The organism is Parabacteroides sp. APC149_11_2_Y6, from assembly GCF_054506995.1.
This window is the reverse complement of record NZ_CP173709.1, coordinates 3,259,821-3,279,560: the sequence shown is the minus strand read 5'-3', so window position 1 is coordinate 3,279,560 and position 19,740 is coordinate 3,259,821. Positions and strand designations below refer to the sequence as shown.

The window sequence follows — 19,740 nt, the reverse complement described above, 5'->3', positions numbered from 1 at the left end:
GCATAAAAAAACAATAATCTGCGCGGCAAAACACCTATGCTTTGATTTTAAAACATATATGTTTTGAAATCAAAGCATATATGTTTCGTTTTAAGATGTTATTAAGCATGGACACGGTTCTGGAATAGTTGGAAAACCGGACTTAACATAGATATTAAATAGATTATTATTCTGCAAAAACAATAACAATATGATTAGACGCGGATGCCGCAGATAAACGCGGATTAAGAAATATATAACATGTATTAATCCGCGTTTATCTGCGGCATCCGCGTCTAATAAATAAATTTCGCGTCCTATCTTTTAGCTGCCTGAAATCCATCTGCGTCAACAAACTGATAAAGCTGAACTTCACAAGAGCTGCATATTTGCAATCTGTGCCGGATATTGCCCCATACAAGTAAAGCATGGAGGGGATAGATTGTCATTTTGTCAAAATGACAATTTGTATTTAGTTGTACGGGAAGAGGATATTAAATTTGCCGTTATTGCGGCATAAATGTAAATTGAATGTTTGACGAACTATTGTCTTTATAAAAGCAACATTAATACTAACTGCGTAGTTATCACACGTATAAACATCGAAAGCGGATATACGGTGGCATAAGAAACGGAAGGTTCGTCACCTTCTACGGTCGTGTTGGCATAACTCAGTGCCATCGGATTTGCCATGCTACCACAAAGCATACCGATATTATGACCGTAATCCAGATTGAAGAAACGGGCTGCGATAAAACCAACAATCAGTACCGGGACAATGGTTAGCAGGAAGCCTAATCCGATCCATATCAATCCCTCGGCACGGAATATCGTTTCGAAGAAATGTGCCCCGGATTCAATGCCCAGCCCAGCCAGATAGATAACAATTCCTAATTGGCGCAGCATCAAATTGGCACTCATTGTTGTATACGTGGTAAGATGAAAACGCGGACCGAATGCCCCCATCAGGATACCTACAATGATCGGACCTCCGGCAATACCTAATTTTACCGGAGTAGACATTCCCGGAAATGTGATAGGCAGAGCTCCCAATAACATTCCCAGTGATATACCGACGAATACGGATAATAAATTAGGGGTATCCAATCGTTTGATTTCATCTCCTAATATTTTACCTACTGTATTTACCGAATTAGCCTCTCCCACGATTGTTAACCGGTCGCCAATCTGCAAGCGCAGGTCTCGGGATGCCAACAAGTCGATGCCTGCACGGTTTACACGAGTGATATTGATGCCATATAGGTTACGGAGGCGGAGGGAGCCCAGTTTTACTCCGTTTACCCGGTTGCGGGTGACGGCGATACGACGTGAAACCAGTTGGCTGTCGATAGCATTCCAATCGATGTCTTCTTTATTCCAGTCTACATTTTCCTGTTCTCCGAATAATGCCTTGATAGATTCAACGTCTGCTTTGACCGATATAATCAGAAGGTGGTCGTGTTCTTTCAGTAATGTATCAGATGTCGGGATACTGACTTTTCCATTGCGCCATACCCGGGAAATAACAAAATGCCTGTCGGTTAATTTCATTATATCTTTGATACTTTTATTATAGATACCCGGATTGCTGACATGAAATTCGGCGACATAAGTGGTGGTATCCCGTTTATCTTTAGTACCGGTTTCCTGCTCTCCCGAGAAGAATTTTCTTAACACAACAATAGCCAATATCACCCCCACAACTCCTAATGGGTAGGCAACTGCACATGCCAATGCCATATCTGTAACCCCTCTCGTATTGGATGGGTCTAATTGCAGCAGAGCTTGTTGCGCAGCACCCAGTGCGGGTGTATTGGTTACTGCCCCGCAAAGCAAGCCTATCATATTGGAAAGTGAAATACCTGTAATAAAGTGAAATCCTACAGCGAGGAGAAGCCCAAGCATGACTACACTGAGTCCCATCATATTCAAAGCGATACCACCTTTCTTCAGGGAAGCGAAAAAGCCGGGGCCGACCTGCATACCTAAAGAATATACAAAAAGTATCAGCCCAAAGCTTTGGGCAAAATAGAGCATATCTTTATTGACAACGATACCAAGATGTCCGGCAAAGATACCGGCAAAGAAAACAAAAGTGATACCCAGTGAGATACCGAATATTTTGATTCTTCCTAAATATAAACCCAGTGCGGATACCAATGAGATGATAATAACCGCCTGAACCATTGATGGCGTGAAAAAGGCTTCTTGTAACCAATCCATACGAGTGTCTTTTTGTGGCTACAAAGATAGAGCTAATATCCCGAAATAAACAAATGAAGAAGGAGCAAAAGCAATTCTTCCTGTTTATGCAATCAATGGGGATAGTACCGGACATGATTGCATAGACGAAGAAAAAAGTAGGCATATAAAGGTTTTTGTCTATATATCTATTATCTTTGGTACAATACTTTTATTTTTACAAACGGATTCTGTAACATATTTTCCGGAACAACGGAGAGACATATGTTGAGTCAAGCGGGAAAGCTGTTTGGTATATTCCGGCTTGATAGACAATAATATTACAATGTAGACGTTTATAAGCTATAAACTAAAATGCTACATTTGCAATGGGAAAATGACAGGAACAACAGGAAGTAAAGAAAGAGGGGAAGCTTCTTAAAAGATTTCGTCGTGAGAATTTAGGTAAGTTCTTTTTTGATTTAGCTAAATTGAGTAAGTTAGATAATTACTATGTTTATTTTAGTGTATATTGGTAATGAAATTTTAAAATCATAAAATGATGAGTATGTTAGGTATGATTTTTACAGCTTGTATAATTGTAGGAGGTGGTTTTATTATCTATTTGAAAACCCCATCTGGCAAAAAATGGCTAAAGGATTTGTAGGAAATTATGTCTTTGAAAATAATACATACTGCTGATTGGCATCTCGGGCAGACTTTTTTCGGTTACGATCGGGAGGAGGAACATGATGCTTTCCTGAATTGGCTGGTAGCTACATTAGAAGAGCAACAAACAGATGTGCTGTTGATTGCCGGGGATGTTTTTGATGTGGCCAACCCTTCTGCTTCGGCGCAACACCGATTTTTCCGTTTTCTCAGGGAAGCAAACAGGCGTTGCCCTAAATTGCAAATAGTTATCATAGCTGGAAATCACGATTCGGCAGCACGTCTCGAGGCCCCTGTTCCTTTACTGGAAGAATTAAATACCACAATAACCGGTATTATCCGTCGGAAAGAAGATGGAACCATCGATTTCGACTCCCTTCTAATACCTTTATACAATAAGCAAAGCGAAGAAGAGGCTCTTTGCCTTGCTGTTCCCTATCTCCGCCAAGGGGATTATCCTCCCTCTGAAGAAGAGGATACTACTTATGTTGGGGGTGTTACCCGCATGTATCAACAACTTGCCTCTTATGCAAAAGAAAAATGTTCCGCCTGTGAAGCTTTGATTGCAATGGGGCATCTGCATGCTACCGGATCGGAACTTTCGGATGACGACAGGAGCGAACGGGTGATAATGGGAGGTTTGGAGTCTGTTTCAACCGCTGCATTTGGGGAAGAACTTGCTTATACGGCATTGGGACATATACATAAAGCCCAACGGATTGGAGGAAAAGAAAATATCCGCTATTCGGGTAGTCCTCTGCCGATGTCCTTTTCGGAGAAAAACTATCGGCATCAGGTGGTAGCAATCCATATAGAAAAAGGAAAAGTGGCTGATATTATTCCGCTTGAAATCCCGCTTTTAGCACCTTTGAGACGAATACCGGAACGTCCGGCGGCTCCGGAAGAGGTTCTGTTGCAACTTGCCGGTTTGCCTCTCGCTGACGAAGCGTGTGATAAGAAATGTATGCCTTATTTAGAGGTACAGGTATTACTGACCGAACCCGACCCTTCTTTCCGTCATAAGGTAGAGGAGGTGTTGGAGGATAAAGCTGTACGCCTGACAACGATAGTCCCTTCCTATCCTGAACGGAAAGATAAAACAGAAACTACTCTGTTGTCGTGTACTGATTTGCAGAAGATAGATCCGCTGGATATGCTGCGGCATACTTTTACCAACCGTTATGGAAGAGAACTGCCTGAGGAACTGGAACATTTGTTTAATGATGTAATACGGGAGGTTTCCCAATGAAAATATTAGCGATACGAGGTCGGAATCTTGCCTCTTTGGAGGGAGAGTTCGATATTGATTTTACAGTGGAACCCTTGTTTTCGGCAGGAATATTTGCCATTTCGGGACCCACAGGAGCCGGTAAATCTACTTTGCTGGATACGATGTGTCTGGCTCTTTTTGCCCGTACTCCCCGTACCAATCAAGCAAAAGAAAATAATGTAAAATTGCGTGATGTGAACGATGAGGTCTTACCACAAAGTGACCCTCGTTTTATGCTTCGCCGGGGCACGGCCTCAGGATATGCTGAAACAGATTTTGTAGCATTGAATGGTCATCGTTATCGTGCGCGTTGGTCGGTTTCCCGTGCACGCGATAAAGAGAGCGGTCGTTTGCAGCAACCTCGTACAACCCTGTATAATCTGGATAAAGAGGAAGAAGAGCAGGGAGGACGTTCTGATTTGCAAGCCCGTATTATAGAATTAATCGGACTTACATTCGAACAGTTTACCCGTTCCGTCCTTCTGGCACAAAATGATTTTTCTACCTTTCTGAAAGCCGAACAGGGAGAAAAGGCTTCTTTATTGGAGAAGTTAACCGGTACTGAACTTTATTCTGCTATTTCCCGGTTGATATTTGAGAAAAATGCAGCGGCAAAAGAGGCTTTTGATGGAATAAATCAGCGGATACAGGGAATAGAGTTGTTAACGGAAGAAGTAGAGGAGGAAATCCGGACCCGTTTATCTGCAGCAGAAGCCACATTGTTGCGTCTTGATAAATCCAGAATGGAACAGCAGGCTCTGGAAGAAGCTGTACGCTCTGCACGTCAGCAAATAACAGATCGCGAATCCCGTCGGAAAGATGCTGCTGTTCGTTTGCAAAAAGCAACAGAACTATTGCTTGCAGCTCGTCGGGACTATGAACTTGGCATGGAGGAGCAGCAAAAGTCAGAGACTGCATTTAATCTTCTGAAGCAGGAGATACAACAAGCCAGGCGGGTAGATATCCAACTGGATAATGCGATGAAAACCGTATCGGATTCAGAATTACAAATGAAAAGGGCTGCAGGCAGTTTGAAAGAAGCGGATGATAAATACCAGGCTGCTTTTAAATTGTGGCAGCAAAGAAATGAAGAGATTACTCACCTTGCTGCTTGGCGCGAACGGTATCGTAGTAAAGAAAGTATAGCGGAGCAGTTATCAGCTCTTTTGCTCCATATTGATGCGGCTTCTGTAGCACGTGAGTCTATTGATAAGGCAAACCGCACAATTTTATCCATACGTAGTGCAGACGATAAACAGGCTTTAAAATTGAAGACTCTACAGCAAGCTGTAGAATCCAAACGTGTGGAATTAAGTAAGATAGAAACCTCTTTCCGTTCTATGGAAGCGGAATTAAAAAAGGTTGATATATCCCGGTTAGATCAGGAAATAGAACAAGTCAGAAAAGAACGCGAACAATTACTGATAGAACAGGCACGCCTTGCTGCATCAGGAAATATACAGGAGTTGCGTGCACGGCTACAGGAAGGGGAACCTTGCCCTGTATGTGGCAGTGTGCATCATCCGGCTCTTTCCACTCTTCCTGCTGTGTCTCCGGACCAGCAAGTCGCTCAAATGACATTGCGTCTTCAACAATTGTCAGAAAAGAAAACGGCGTATACGAAACTTTCCGGACAGATAACTTCTCTTCAACAGAAACAACTTGCTTTTCATAAAGAATTGACAGAAGCTGATGCCGGTTGTAAAGACATTATTGCCGGGAGGAAATTGTCGGCAACTCAACTTGCACATGAAAATGAGATGATAAAAGAGCAAACAGTTCGGCTTTCCCGTTCTTTAGAGTCGGCAGATTTATTGTTTGGAAGCAGTGACTGGCAGAAAGGATGGCAACAGGACCCGGTTGCTTTTCGGAAAACATTGACCGATTTTGCCCGTCAATGGCATGAAAATAATGAAAAACTCCGTGGACTGGAGCGTGAACAGAGTGCGCGAAAAGCAGAAAGTGACTCATTGGCTTCTTTTCTTCCATCATTACACAAACGCTTGGAAGAAACTGTTCAGGAGTTGGAAAAGAATAAAGAAGCTCTGGTTGTTTTGCAAAAGGAACGTTCCATTCTTTTGAATGGTCGTCCGGCAGATTTGGTAGAGCAGGAGTATACTCGTCGCTCTGAAGAGCTAAAAGAACGTTTGAAATGCTTACTTGCCACACAGACTGAACAGGCAGGAATAGCTGAGCAGATGCGTGGCATTTCCGAACAGATAGAAAAAGACTTGGCGGAAGCATCTGCCAATTTAACCAAGTGTCAGGAAATGCTTGACAAGTGGATGGTTGATTATACAGGAGCATCCGGTGGAGAAACTTTGTCAGACTCTTTAGCTCGCGTTACTCAAGAAAAAACGGAATTGAGTTTTCGTATTCGTATCCAGAAGGAGAATAAAGAAAAGGTGGCAGGGTTGCAAAATGAACTTACGGCTAAACGTTTGGATAGTGAACGCTGGGCAAAATTGAATGAACTGGCCGGTTCTGCTGATGGAGCTAAGTTCCGGCGTGTAGCCCAGGGATATACATTGGATTTGTTGTTGAACTATGCAAATGTGCAATTAAGGAATCTGACACGGCGTTACCGGCTGGAACGTGTACCTGAAACATTAGCTTTACAGGTAATAGATCGTGATATGTGTGATGAAGTCCGTTCTGTACATAGTCTTTCAGGAGGTGAATCTTTCCTTGTTTCTTTAGCATTGGCTCTGGGTTTGTCATCATTATCATCCAATCGGATGAAGGTTGAGAGTCTTTTTATTGATGAAGGTTTCGGTTCTCTGGATGCGGAAACGTTGCGTGTGGCTATGGATGCTTTGGAAAGTCTTCGTACGCAAGGACGGAAAATAGGTGTAATTTCCCATGTGCAGGAGATGACAGAGCGTATTCCTGCCCAAATTCGTGTAAATCGTGCCGGAAATGGACGTAGTTATATCGAGATTATCTAAATTTGCAAGATATAACAGCGCGGAAAATGAAAAGATCGATAAAACACTTCAGGAAAAATACGCGGGAAGAACTTGAGTTCCTTCTACATATGATTAAGAAGCAGATAAGCAGATGTCATATGGTTATTCTTTATGGCAGTTATGCCCGTGGAGATTATGTATTATGGGACGAACGTGTGGAGTTCGGCATTCATACATCTTATCAAAGTGATTATGATATTCTGATTGTCGTATCGGACTTGAATATTCGTATAACGGAAAATAACCTCCGCCATAAAGTTTTGCCTGTTTATAATAAGGTGTTTGCCGGTAGACGTCATGCCATTCCCCGTTTTATTGTAGAGAATATAAATGTACTGAATGAAAATCTGGAACACAGGCATTATTTCTTCACCGATTTAGTGAAAGACGGTATTATGCTTTATAATGATAAAGCATTCAAATTAGCAAAACCTTGCAGCCTCAATTATAAAGAGATAAAGGATATTGCCGAACGTGAGTTTAATATCTATTATCCTTCGGCTGTTAGTATGTTGAAAGGAGTAAAGTCTTTCTTCTTGAAAGACAAAGACTATATGAATGCTGCTTTTTTATTGCATCAGGTGGCAGAAAAATTCTATTATGCTATTTTACTGGTCTGTATGAATTATCGTCCGAAGAATCATAAACTGGCAGAGTTACAGGCTATGGTGAAAAGTCTCTCCCGTGATTTGTCTTTTGTTTTTCCAATGGATACGCAGCAGGCGCAGATTAGTTATGAGTTACTTTGCCGTGCTTATATAGAAGCACGTTATAATATGAATTACCAGGTGAGCCGTGAACAGATTCAATATCTTATTACACGTCTTGACTTTCTCCGTGAGGTAACTCACCGCCTTTGTCAGGAAAAACTTAGTTTTTATGAAAGTCAGATTGGAAACAAAGGCAATGGTTTAGGACCGGATATGGATGAAAGCGGACCTATGGCTGCTGAAAATTGAATTAGGCTGGTTGATATTTGTTTGAAGAAGAAATTTTCAATAGCCAGGTGTGATAATTATGATTTTTCTGCCATTTTTTCTTTGAACTGATTTTTGCTGAGAATAATTGTTGACGGCATTTTCTGTAATGCTTCTTTTCGGTGTTCCGAAACATCATTCCATGTATTATAACTAATCAACATAAAGTTGAAATTCGTGAATAATTCCGGAGTAAGGTCTTTATCTCGCAACAATGTAGCCTGTTCGGTTGCCTGCATGAAATCGCTAATGGCACTTACAATATGTTCATATCCCGGAGTAGTTGTACTGGCTTTATTCAAAATGGATACTGAACCATAAGTCGTTTTCAGCAATGTAGCAGCATAATCCAACAAGAATAAATCATCTTCGGAGGATATGATAACAATTGCATTTGAGGCTTTTACAAAGTTGCGATTAATGAATACTCCTACATCGCAATTACTGCGTGCGATAAACATCTTGGTTTTATCCTTCAATAATGCTCCCGGATAGAACCAGGATTCCGGAGCTTTGAAGCGTTTGAAGTAACGGTTGTAGAAAGAGGTACGATAACGGTTTGCTTCAATATCTTCCGGCAGGTCACTCATGGAAATACCTGCACCTACCAATAAAAAGTCAAATCCTTCATTGTTTACAATATCACATATATCTTCACCTGCATTGTTTGATACTTCATAGCGGGTATGGATGTGTATACCTAATTTCTTGGCACCATAAAGGATAGGACCAAAGCTGACTTCTTCAAAATTATCCGTATGTAAAGGATTGACGTCGGAGCCAACAGTAAGGTGCAATGCCGTCAGGTCTAATTTGTTTTTATTGTGTGCAAACATTTGGTGTGCGACGTCAAGCATAATCTGTCCATTTCCGGCACGTCCGAAAGACAACAAGACCTTAAATGTCCCATTGGATAGCGTTTCGGTATGCTTGTGCAGGATAATTTTAGCACGGGCGTGAAAGCAGAATTTGATAAAAGAAATCAGCGGGGTGGTCATGAATGTTGTAACCAAAGTCATTAACACCAACATGACGAAGATAGAAGGAGGTAATATCTTCATTTCATAACCAATGGTTAATACAACCAATTCCATCAATCCCCGAGTATTCATCAAAGCTCCGATATATAAACTGTCTTTCCAGCTTTCTCCTACAAAACGGGCGGAAACGAATGCTCCGCCAAATTTTCCAAGAATTGCGACTACAATAAATATACCGCACATACACCATAATTCAGGCGTATTCAATAAGCCTATTTCCGTACGTAATCCGGTAGATACAAAAAATAGAGGGAGGAAAAGTGCTAAAGATACATCTTCGACCTTTTCCGTCATAATTTTACGGAATTTCATATTACCTGGCATTACGACTCCGGCAATGAAAGCACCAAACAAAGCATGTAATCCTAAAATCTCTGTTAGATAAGAGGATAAGATGAGTAATAGAAACATTAAAGCAACCAGTGCTTTGTCTATTACTTCTTTATTGTGGTAAACATGACCGACCATCTTGAGGAATGGACGGACGGCAAAAAACATAAATGCAATGTAAAGTACCGAAAATAATATATTATAGATGGCACTTAGCATGCTACCCGCTTGTGCTATAGCTATTACAACAGCCAGCAGACACCATGCGGTAATGTCCCCATTAGCGGCACTCGCCAAGGAAATTGTTCCCAGATGAGTTTTAGTAAGCCCTTTTTCCTGAATAATGCGTGCTAGCACAGGAAATGCCGTAATACTCATTGCAATTCCAATGAACAGAGCAAAAGAAAGAAATGGCGTTCCTTTATGAGCGTAAGATTCATAAACATAATAAGCCGTCAGCATTCCAAAGAAGAAAGGAACGATTGTACTTGTATGGCTGATTAATATAGTTTCTTTTAGCTTTTTACGAACTTCACCAATATCCAGTTCCATGCCAATGGCAAACATGAAAAGTATAAGTCCGAACTGGCTTAATATAGTAATGTTGCCGAGTGATTCCGGAGGGAAAAGGAAAAAAGAGACATCCGGAGCCAAATGCCCCAGTACGGAAGGTCCCAGTACGATACCGGCAACGATTTCTCCAATAACGGTGGGTTGCCCGATTTTCTGGAACATCCACCCGAATAAACGGCAAATTAATAAGATCGCTATAATTTGGAGTAGCAGGATACCAATCGGGGATTGAATATGATGGAGCATAGAGTCCCAAAATACAAGGAACCCTTCCTGCATATTTTTCGGAGTATTATACTCAGAATGGGAAGTCAGGTTGATTTCGTAATTTTCACCCTTCTCCGCAACGAGATACATTAATGAACCGAAAACCAGTATCATCAACAGGTAAAAGGTTATATTTTTACTGCCTTTACTCATCCTTTATTTATGGTTTGATGCAAAAATAACCAAACTTCTTAAATATTTGAGCATGTAGGCGGGTAAAAGTGCATTTTATTTTTAATACTTCTTAGGGCGATATTTGTTTTTCTTTTATCTTTGCAGGAAACCAAATTCAAAAAATCATGGAGTCGCTAAATCTAATAAAGAATGACCCTTGGCTGGCCCCCTACGAGGAGGCAATAGAAGGAAGATACCAATATGTATTGAACAAGGAGAAGAATCTGACCAATAATGGCAAACTGACATTATCGGAAATGGCTTCAGGGTATCTGTACTTCGGATTGCATAAAACAAAGGACGGATGGATTTTCCGTGAATGGGCACCAAATGCTACGGCTATTTATCTGATCGGTACTTTCAATGACTGGAAGAAGGATGAGCAGTATAAATTGAAGCGGTTAGGTGGTGGGGTCTGGGAGATTGTGCTTGCAGAAGATTTGCTGCATCATGAAGATCTTTTCAAGCTCTTTGTTGAATGGGAAGGCGGCAGCGGAGAACGTATACCTGCGTGGATACGCCGTGTAGTCCAGGATGAAAATACCAAGATTTTCAGTGCTCAGGTATGGAACCCCGCCGAGTCTTATGTGTTCAAAAATAAACGGTTTAAGCCCAATGTATCCCCATTACTTATCTATGAATGCCATATAGGTATGGGTTCTAATGAGGAAAAAGTAGGTTCATACGATGAATTTCGTCGCAATATATTACCTCGCATAGCAAAAGACGGTTACAATGCTATCCAGATTATGGCGATTCAGGAACACCCTTATTATGGTTCGTTCGGGTATCATGTAAGTAGTTTCTTTGCCGCCTCTTCCCGTTTCGGTACTCCGGAAGAATTAAAACAACTGATCGATGATGCCCATGGTATGGGTATTGCCGTGATTATGGATATTGTACACAGTCATGCTGTGAAGAATGAAGTGGAAGGTTTAGGACGTTTTGATGGTTCTTATACTCAATATTTCTTAGGTGGCACCCGTCGTGAACATCCGGCATGGGATTCGCTTTGCTTCGATTATGGAAAAAACGAAGTGCTTCATTTCCTTTTGTCAAACTGCAAATTCTGGTTAGATGAATATAAGTTTGACGGTTTCCGTTTTGACGGGGTAACTTCTATGTTATATTATAGTCATGGATTGGGTGAAGCTTTCTGTAATTATGGCGATTATTTTAATGGTCATCAGGATGGAGATGCGATTGCTTATCTTACGCTTGCCAATAAGCTGATTCATGAAGTTAATAAAAATGCGATTACTATTGCTGAAGAAGTGAGTGGTATGCCGGGACTTGCTGCTAAATTTGAAGATGGCGGCTATGGTTTCGATTATCGCATGGCAATGAATATACCTGATTACTGGATTAAAACGATCAAGGAAAAGAAAGATGAAGATTGGCATCCGTCTTCTATCTGGTGGGAAACAACCAACCGCAGGGCAGAAGAAAAGACGATCAGTTATGCTGAAAGCCACGATCAGGCGCTGGTTGGCGATAAAACAATCATTTTCCGTTTGATTGACGCAGATATGTACTGGCATATGCAGGCAGACGATCATAACTTCATGGTGGAACGTGGAATTGCTTTGCATAAAATGATTCGTTTGGTAACAGCATCTACTATTAATGGCGGTTATCTGAATTTTATGGGAAATGAATTTGGTCATCCGGAATGGATTGATTTTCCGCGTGAGGGTAATGGATGGTCGCATAAATATGCCCGTCGTCAATGGGACTTGGTTGATAATATGAATCTGAAATATCATTATCTGGGTGATTTCGACCGCGAAATGCTGGAACTCATTAAGAGTGTGAAAAACTTCCAGTCTACACCGATTCAGAAAGTTTGGGATAATGATGGTGACCAGATTTTAGCTTATATGCGCAAAGATTTGGTCTTTGTATTCAACTTTAATCCCACTAAGTCATTTACTGATTATGGATTCCTTGTACCGAAAGGTGAATATGAAGTAGTTTTGAATACAGATGCATTACGTTTTGGTGGTTTCGGACTGTCTGACGATACTATTCATCATTTTACCCAGCTAGATCCATTATATAAGAAGGATAAAAAAGAATGGCTTAAAATATATATACCGGCACGAAGTGCAGTGGTATTGAGAAAAGTAGGAAAATAATTAATAGGAAAATTATGTTATATCCAATGACATTTAAACCTATCCTCAAAAGTGTTATTTGGGGAGGGTCAGAAATCTGCCCGTTCAAGGGTATCACTCCGGTACAGGAAGGTATCGGTGAAAGTTGGGAACTTTCTCATGTAGAAGGTAATTATTCAATAGTAGATAATGGTGAGCTGGAAGGCAAGACTTTGGATGAATTAATCCGTACCTATGGTAAACAGCTGATAGGAGAGAACGTAATGGAACAGTTTGGCTCTACTTTCCCACTATTGATTAAATTTATTGATGCACGTGATAATTTGTCCATCCAGGTACATCCGGATGATGAGTTGGCTAAAAAAAGACATAACTCATTCGGCAAGACAGAAATGTGGTATGTTATTAATGCTGCAAAAGGCGCAGGTTTATATTCCGGTTTTTCCGAACAAATAGATGCGGAAGAGTATGTTAAGCGTGTGGAAAATAATACAATTATGGATGTCCTGCAACGTTATGAAGTAGCTCCCGGAGATGTATTTTTCCTTCCAGCCGGTCGTGTGCATGCTATTGGTTCCGGATGTTTTATTGCAGAAATACAGCAGACCAGCAATATTACTTATCGTATTTATGATTACGATCGTAAGGATGCAAACGGTAAAGGTCGTGAACTGCATACCGAATTAGCTAAGGATGCAATCGATTATACGGTTTATCCTGATTATCGTACACATTATAAAGCACATACCAATGCAACAGTCGAATTGGCTAACTGCAAATATTTTACAACAAACTTGTTGGATATAGATTCTATTATGGTACGTGATTTTTCAGAATTAGATTCGTTTGTGGTTTATATCTGTATGGAAGGTAAAGCTTCTCTTCGTGATAATAAAGGCAATGAAGTTTATGTTCATCAGGGGCAAACGGTTCTTATTCCTGCAGATACGGAAAGTGTAACGATTTCTCCGGTTCCAGGGGCCAAGTTTATGGAAACATTTATCGGATAAAATAGTTTCTGTAATATAAAAAAACGGAGGATTGTCCAGTATTTATTGGACGATTCTCCGTTTTTTGTATTTGGTATATATTATTTATAGTTATGGTTTTTCTAATTCATAAGTATGATTTTCGAAAATCATACTTATGAATTTCTTTTTACTCAATTATCAGTTGTATACTTTTCAGTGCTTTGTCGTCGGATGAACCTCCGTACAGGATCTGATATTTACCGGGACGGACTTCCATGGTCTGGGTTTTGTCATTGAAAGACCAGAATGTTTCCGGTTCCAGTTCAAAACTGGTTTTTTGTGTATCTCCAGCCTGTATGTTGACACGTTTAAAGGCTTTCAGTGTTTTGATAGGACCAGCCGGATCGTTCGGGTTTTTGATATAAATCTGTACAACCTCATCTCCATCCATTTTTCCTGTATTAGCGATATTTAAAGTCAGCGTTACAGATTCATCTTTTTTGATTTTGTTGAAGGACAGTTTTGCATCCTGATAATCAAAGGACGTGTAGCTCAGACCATATCCGAACGGATAAAGAGGTTTTTGTGTCATATATCGGTAGGTACGTCCTTTCATATTATAATTCTGGAAGTCCGGTAATTGGTCTATGGATTTATAGAAAGTGATAGGTAAGCGTCCTGCCGGATTATAATCGCCAAATAAAATATCAGCAACAGCGGTTCCAGCCTCTTGTCCGCCATACCAGGCATTCAATATGGCATCTACATTTTCATCTTCCCAGTTGAGGGCCAGGGCGCTTCCTGTACAAAGCACATATACTACCGGTTTGCCTGTACTTTCCAGTGCTTTAATCATCTTTTGCTGTACCTTCGGTATTTCGATATTGAGGCGGTCTCCTTTTTTGAAACCTTCTGCATCTACAGGCATTTCTTCGCCTTCAAGACGGGGTGAGATACCTCCTACGTAAAGAATTACATCTGCGTCTTTTACTTTGGTAGCGGTTGCTATATAATCCACAGGCTGGCGTGTACCTACCGACAGATTTAAGTCTGCACTGCCGGCACGTTGCATGTATTCAATCTTAACCGGATATTTCTTGCCTTTTTCTGCATGAAGCGTATAGGTCCGTTCTGCTCCATATTCATTTTCCCAAACTTCGGCAACTTTTTCTTCCCCTATGAAAAGGCGGAATGCGTCATTACCCGATAGTTTAAATTCAACAGAAGTAGTTTCCGGAGCTTCAAATTCGCCTGTGAACCGTGCAGTAAAATTTGTCAGGTTTACATTGGGAGCAAACTGGGTATTTCCTCCTGTTGTATAATGCAGTTCACGAGTATTCCCTTTATATACGGCTTCTCCTTCAAAATTTGTGTTATTGAAAAATTCGGAAGCAAAGCCTTGTCCTGACGGAGAGGTTATATATTCTCCCAAATCTTTCATTATAAAGTCGTTTGTATGATTACATCCTAATTCGTAAATGATTTCGGCATTCGGCATTTTGTTACGTATTCCTTCCAAAATGGTGACCGTATGTGTCGGGAAACCGTTGTAGTTGGCCCATAGCATGGTAGAATCCATAGCATTTGGTCCTACAACGGCAATCTTTTTGAGGTTTTTACTGAGAGGTAACGTGTTATTCTTGTTTTTTAAAAGAACCATACTCTTGCGTGCCATCTCTAAAGATTGAGATACATGTTCGGGACATTCCACAACGCTGTATGGTATTTGAGCATAAGGAACCCGTTCATCCGGATCGAACATGCCTAATTCAAAACGCCCTTTTAATACACGGCGAAGAGAAATATCCAAATCTTTTTCCGTGATTTTTCCATCTTGAAGGGCTTTCTTTAAAGAGCGGTAGCTATTGCCACATTCCAAATCCGTGCCGCTTAACACTGCATCCGCAGATGCTGCTTCTGCATCCGGGTGTGTTTCATGCCGGGGAGTGTTCGGGTCTCTTTCCCAGAAGTCGTTGATAGCTCCGCAGTCGGATAAAATAATATTTTCGTATCCCCAACTATTCCGTAAAATGTCAATCAGGAGTTTATCGCTGCTACAGCAAGGTTTTCCTTCAAAACGGTTGTAAGCACACATTACTTCCTGTACGTTTCCTTCTTTTACTAAAGCTTCGAATGCCGGCAGATAGGTTTCCCATAAATCGCGTGGAGTAACATCCACATCGAATTCATGGCGGTTCCATTCCGGACCGCTATGAACTGCGTAGTGTTTGGCGCAGGCGTGTGTTTTGAAATATTTAGGATCATCGCCTTGTAATCCTTTTACAACAGCCAGTCCCATCCGTTCTGTCAGATAAGGATCTTCACCGTATGTTTCCATGCCTCGTCCCCAGCGTGGATCACGGAATATATTGATATTGGGAGTCCAAAAGGTGAGTCCTTTGTAGCGGTCATATTCTTTATCTCTTTGATATTGATGATATTTAGCCCGGGCTTCATCACTTACCATTGTAAATGTTTTGAGTAATGCTTCATCATCAAAGGTCGCAGCCATGGCAATGGCTTGAGGGAAAACCGTTGCTTGCCCGGCACGTGCCACTCCATGCAGGGCTTCATTCCACCAGTCATATTCAGGGATGCCTAACCGTTCGATGGCAGGGGTATTATTCATCATCTGCCCAATCTTTTCTTCCGGAGTAAGACGGCTTAATAAATCGTCTATACGTTCGTCTACAGGCAAATCCGGATTTCGAAATGGATACTTTTGAGGATTTTCGTTACAGGAAGCGATAAAAAACATCGCCAGGATACCAGCCATGAAGTATTTTTTTTTCATGCGAATGGAGTTTAGTATTAGTTATTTTTTTAGATACGGTAAAAAGCTTATTCTTAATAGGTTCTTACACCTTTTAAGAAACAAAACTAATAAATTCAGTAAAAAGACCGAAGTGCAATTACTTAAAATAGGTTACTTTGGCAATTATTTTATGAAATATCCTACATTTGTATTGAATAGGATGAAGAACTCAAGTTTATTTTAAAGATTAAAAGTGATGAAGAACTATTTATTTGCATTATTAGCAGTAACTTTTGGATTGATTTCTTGTAGCCGTGATAACAAAGAGCTACCAAAACTTAACAAATTGACGAATGTTAGTTGTACGAAAAACGGTCAGAACTATTTCACTGCAGATATTTCTTATGAAAATGCAACCGGAAATATCAGTCGTATCGTATTAGATTTACAAAGAGAAAATGAAACGGTAAAGTATAATGATAATTATATATACGCAGGAAATACGATTTCAGTAGTAGGTACGAAGAGTAATAACTCTTCAGGAAATTCGTTTATACATACTGTTTATACAATAGATGGAGATGTGATATCACAGGAAGAGAAAAGGATGGAAAACCCGGATAAAGGATATGAAGTTTATACTTCCGCATGGCTAACCAACCATTATCTTCATTTTCAGTTGCAATCCATTTCAAGTAAAATACAATGGTATGATAGTAAAACTTCCAGTTATCAAACTCGAGATTTGGGAGAAATCTGTACTTACAGTTGGGCTAATGATAATGTGTCACGTTTTGATTTCAATCTGAAAGAGATGGCATATGAGTATAGTACCCAAATACGTCCCGAAACGTTCCCGTTCCGGATACTTGAAACAATTTCTACTGAATCTGTTTTACCCTTGCAACCGGAGGAAGCCTATAGAATCATTTCTCCTGTTAATTTCTTATATTCCAATATGAATAAGAATCTGGTACAACGCGCTTACTGGTATAAACTCAGTGAGCCGGGGACAGTATGTGGGGAATATACGTTTAGTTATACGGTAGTAGGTGAATATGTTACCGGCATGACTATTCGTGAAAAAATCAATGCCGGCAACGGAATTGCCGCACAAGATAATACGTATGAGTATAACTTTACTTATAACTTCTTACTTCAATAAATCCGGGCGCAGGCGGGCTGTTCTTTCCTGAGCCTGCTGCAAGCGCCATTCATCTATTTTACGTTGGTGCCCGGAAAGTAAAACTTCGGGCACTTTCCATCCGTTATAATCGGCAGGACGGGTATAGACAGGAGGTGCCAGCAAATTGTCTTGGAAAGAGTCGGAGAGGGCACTTTGTTCGTCTCCAATGGCTCCCGGTATCAGGCGTACGACTGCATCGGTAATGATGGCAGCAGCCAGTTCCCCTCCGGTCAGGACATAATCTCCTACCGATATTTCTTTCGTAATCAAATGCTCGCGGATACGATAGTCGATTCCTTTATAATGTCCGCAAAGAATAATCATATTATTCAATAAAGACATACTGTTTGCCATTGGCTGGTTGAATGTTTCGCCATCCGGTGAGGTATATATGACTTCATCATATTCCCGCTCACTTTTTAAAACAGAGATAGCACGGTCTATCGGTTCGATTTGCATCACCATTCCGGCTTCCCCTCCAAATGGGTAATCATCCACGCGACGCCATTTATTAGTCGTGTAATCACGTAAGTTGTGCAGGTGAATTTCTGCAAGTCCTTTATCCTGTGCTCTTTTTACAATAGAACAGTTCACCATTCCTTCGATCATTTCCGGGAGTACGGTAAGAATATCTATGCGCATAAGGTTGTCTTTGTATTATATTTGTTACAAAAGTACATGAAATAATCAATTAAGTAAATTACTATTTATACTTTTGTCGCTAATAGCAATGATTGTTAATCTTTTTGGACGACTCATCGGGTAAATTCGGGTCGCATCAGGGATAAATAACAAATCTTTTATGAATACATACCGGAAAAACAAATACTATCCAATGTTTTTGGGTGGAATAATAATACTCGTATCTATTATTGCCATATATAAAATATGTGCGGGAGACGGGGCTATTGTATTTATTGATGATACAGCAACGGACGGGGAAGATAGTGCAGAGTTGGTTTTAAAAGATATGAAACTACGTCATTCTGAAGAATATAAAAGCTGGAAACATACCACCGATACAAGCTTCAGTAGTTTATATAATGGCAACCGGGCTGTCGATGTACTGGCTTCCCGCCCTGATATGGTTATTTTATGGGCAGGCTATTCTTTTTCCAAGAGCTATTATACCCCAAGAGGGCATATGTATACGGTAGATGATTTTCGTCAAAGTCTTCGGAGTGGTGCTCCTATGGAAAAGGGGGAAGGTACGCAACCTGCCGCTTGTTGGGCATGCAAAAGCCAAGATGTGGTTTTAGTGGCAGAGAAAGTCGGATTTCCAGCTTTCTATCAACAGAAATGGTCTTATTGGGGAAGTGAAATTGTAAATCCTGTTGCCTGTTCGGATTGCCACGATCCGGAAAGTATGGATTTATACATTACGCGTCCTTTCTTTGCAGAGGCCTATCAACGGTCTGGTCGCCAATTGGAGGATGCTTCGGAGCAGGATATGCGTTCCTTGGTGTGTGCCCAGTGCCATTCGGAATATTATATGGATGAAAAGAATAAAGCAGTCGTTTTTCCCTGGGACAACGGATATTCTATGGAAAATATGGAAGCTTATTACGATAGCATTGGATTTTCAGACTATACACATAAGTTGAGCCGTGCTCCTATGCTGAAAGCACAACACCCGGATTTTGAACTTGCCCAAATGGGTATTCACGCGCAACGTGGTGTTTCATGCGGGGAATGCCATATGCCTTATATGGGAGAAGATGTGAAGCAGTATAATAACCATCATATACAAAGTCCTTTAGCAATGATTGACCAGACATGCCGGTCATGCCATCGTGAGAATGAGGAAACCTTGTACCGGAATGTATATGACCGGCAGAACAAGGTTATGGAAGTGCGTAATCGTTTGGAAGATGAGTTAACCCGGGCACATATCGAAGCTAAATTTGCCTGGGACAGAGGTGCTACGGAGAAACAGATGAAGGGCGTTTTGAAATTACTCCGTGAGGCGCAATGGCGTTGGGATTTTGGAGTGGCTTCGCATGGAGCGGCATTTCATGCTCCGCAGGAAGTTCAACGCATATTGGGATGCGGGTTGGATAAAGCGATGCAGGCCCGTATCTCTATCTTGAAAGTGCTTGTGGGGTTAGGTTATACGGGAGATGTCCCCATGCCCGATATTTCGACAAAAGAAAAAGCACAGAAATATATCGGTTTGAATATGGCTGAAGAAAATATGTCGAAAGAGAAGTTTCTGAAAACCGTTCTTCCCGAATGGATTGAGGAAGCAAAAGCAAATAATCGCCTGCTTAAACAATAATCAT

11 protein-coding genes are annotated in these 19,740 nt (G+C 40.9%); 7 read left to right on the top strand and 4 right to left on the bottom strand.

Going from position 1 to position 19,740, the window contains the following annotated elements:
• Positions 1 to 531: 531 nt before the first annotated feature.
• Positions 532 to 2,202, bottom strand: a complete 1,671-nt coding sequence (locus tag ACGE0T_RS13495; protein WP_459187147.1) for a putative transporter — start codon at positions 2,200 to 2,202, stop codon at positions 532 to 534.
• Between the two features lie 631 nt (positions 2,203 to 2,833).
• Here ACGE0T_RS13495 and ACGE0T_RS13490 point away from each other — a divergent pair.
• From ACGE0T_RS13490 to ACGE0T_RS13480, 3 genes are read left to right on the top strand one after another with little or no spacing between them, the layout of a single operon-like run.
• Complete coding sequence (locus ACGE0T_RS13490; RefSeq protein ID WP_459187146.1) at positions 2,834 to 4,078, top strand: exonuclease SbcCD subunit D; 1,245 nt, start codon at positions 2,834 to 2,836, stop codon at positions 4,076 to 4,078.
• On the top strand, positions 4,075 to 7,047 hold the full coding sequence (locus ACGE0T_RS13485; protein WP_459187145.1) for an AAA family ATPase: 2,973 nt from the start codon (positions 4,075 to 4,077) through the stop codon (positions 7,045 to 7,047). The genes ACGE0T_RS13490 and ACGE0T_RS13485 overlap by 4 nt, the downstream gene beginning before the upstream one ends.
• Positions 7,048 to 7,073: 26 nt before the next feature.
• Complete coding sequence (locus ACGE0T_RS13480; protein WP_459187144.1) at positions 7,074 to 8,027, top strand: HEPN domain-containing protein; 954 nt, start codon at positions 7,074 to 7,076, stop codon at positions 8,025 to 8,027.
• Positions 8,028 to 8,083: 56 nt separating this feature from the next.
• Here the strand turns inward: ACGE0T_RS13480 and ACGE0T_RS13475 are convergent, their stop codons facing one another.
• Entirely contained in the window at positions 8,084 to 10,408 is a 2,325-nt protein-coding gene (locus tag ACGE0T_RS13475; protein ID WP_459187143.1) for a cation:proton antiporter, read from the bottom strand.
• Positions 10,409 to 10,554: 146 nt separating this feature from the next.
• On the opposite strand from ACGE0T_RS13475, the gene ACGE0T_RS13470 reads away from it, so the two are divergent.
• Together ACGE0T_RS13470 and ACGE0T_RS13465 are read left to right on the top strand one after the other, a co-directional pair.
• Complete coding sequence (locus tag ACGE0T_RS13470; protein ID WP_459187142.1) at positions 10,555 to 12,567, top strand: alpha amylase C-terminal domain-containing protein; 2,013 nt, start codon at positions 10,555 to 10,557, stop codon at positions 12,565 to 12,567.
• 14 nt (positions 12,568 to 12,581) lie between these two features.
• The gene (locus ACGE0T_RS13465; RefSeq protein WP_459187141.1) at positions 12,582 to 13,556 is read left to right on the top strand and encodes a type I phosphomannose isomerase catalytic subunit; all 975 of its coding nucleotides are present in this window, start codon (positions 12,582 to 12,584) and stop codon (positions 13,554 to 13,556) included.
• 148 nt (positions 13,557 to 13,704) lie between these two features.
• On the opposite strand, the gene xyl3A is transcribed toward ACGE0T_RS13465, so the two are convergent.
• Entirely contained in the window at positions 13,705 to 16,293 is a 2,589-nt protein-coding gene (gene xyl3A / locus ACGE0T_RS13460) for a xylan 1,4-beta-xylosidase (protein WP_459190473.1), read from the bottom strand.
• A gap of 235 nt (positions 16,294 to 16,528) precedes the next feature.
• Here xyl3A and ACGE0T_RS13455 point away from each other — a divergent pair, with 235 nt between their 5' ends.
• Entirely contained in the window at positions 16,529 to 17,437 is a 909-nt protein-coding gene (locus ACGE0T_RS13455; protein ID WP_459187140.1) for a DUF5032 domain-containing protein, read from the top strand.
• Here the strand turns inward: ACGE0T_RS13455 and trmD are convergent.
• Positions 17,426 to 18,100 carry a tRNA (guanosine(37)-N1)-methyltransferase TrmD gene (gene trmD / locus ACGE0T_RS13450; RefSeq protein ID WP_459187139.1) on the bottom strand — a complete coding sequence of 225 codons (675 nt, stop codon included), beginning with the start codon at positions 18,098 to 18,100 and terminating at the stop codon, positions 17,426 to 17,428. The two genes, ACGE0T_RS13455 and trmD, sit on opposite strands and share 12 nt — an antisense overlap.
• 160 nt (positions 18,101 to 18,260) lie before the next feature.
• Here trmD and nrfA point away from each other — a divergent pair, with 160 nt between their 5' ends.
• On the top strand, positions 18,261 to 19,736 hold the full coding sequence (gene nrfA, locus ACGE0T_RS13445) for an ammonia-forming cytochrome c nitrite reductase (RefSeq protein WP_459187138.1): 1,476 nt from the start codon (positions 18,261 to 18,263) through the stop codon (positions 19,734 to 19,736).
• The last annotated feature ends 4 nt before the right edge of the window (positions 19,737 to 19,740 follow it).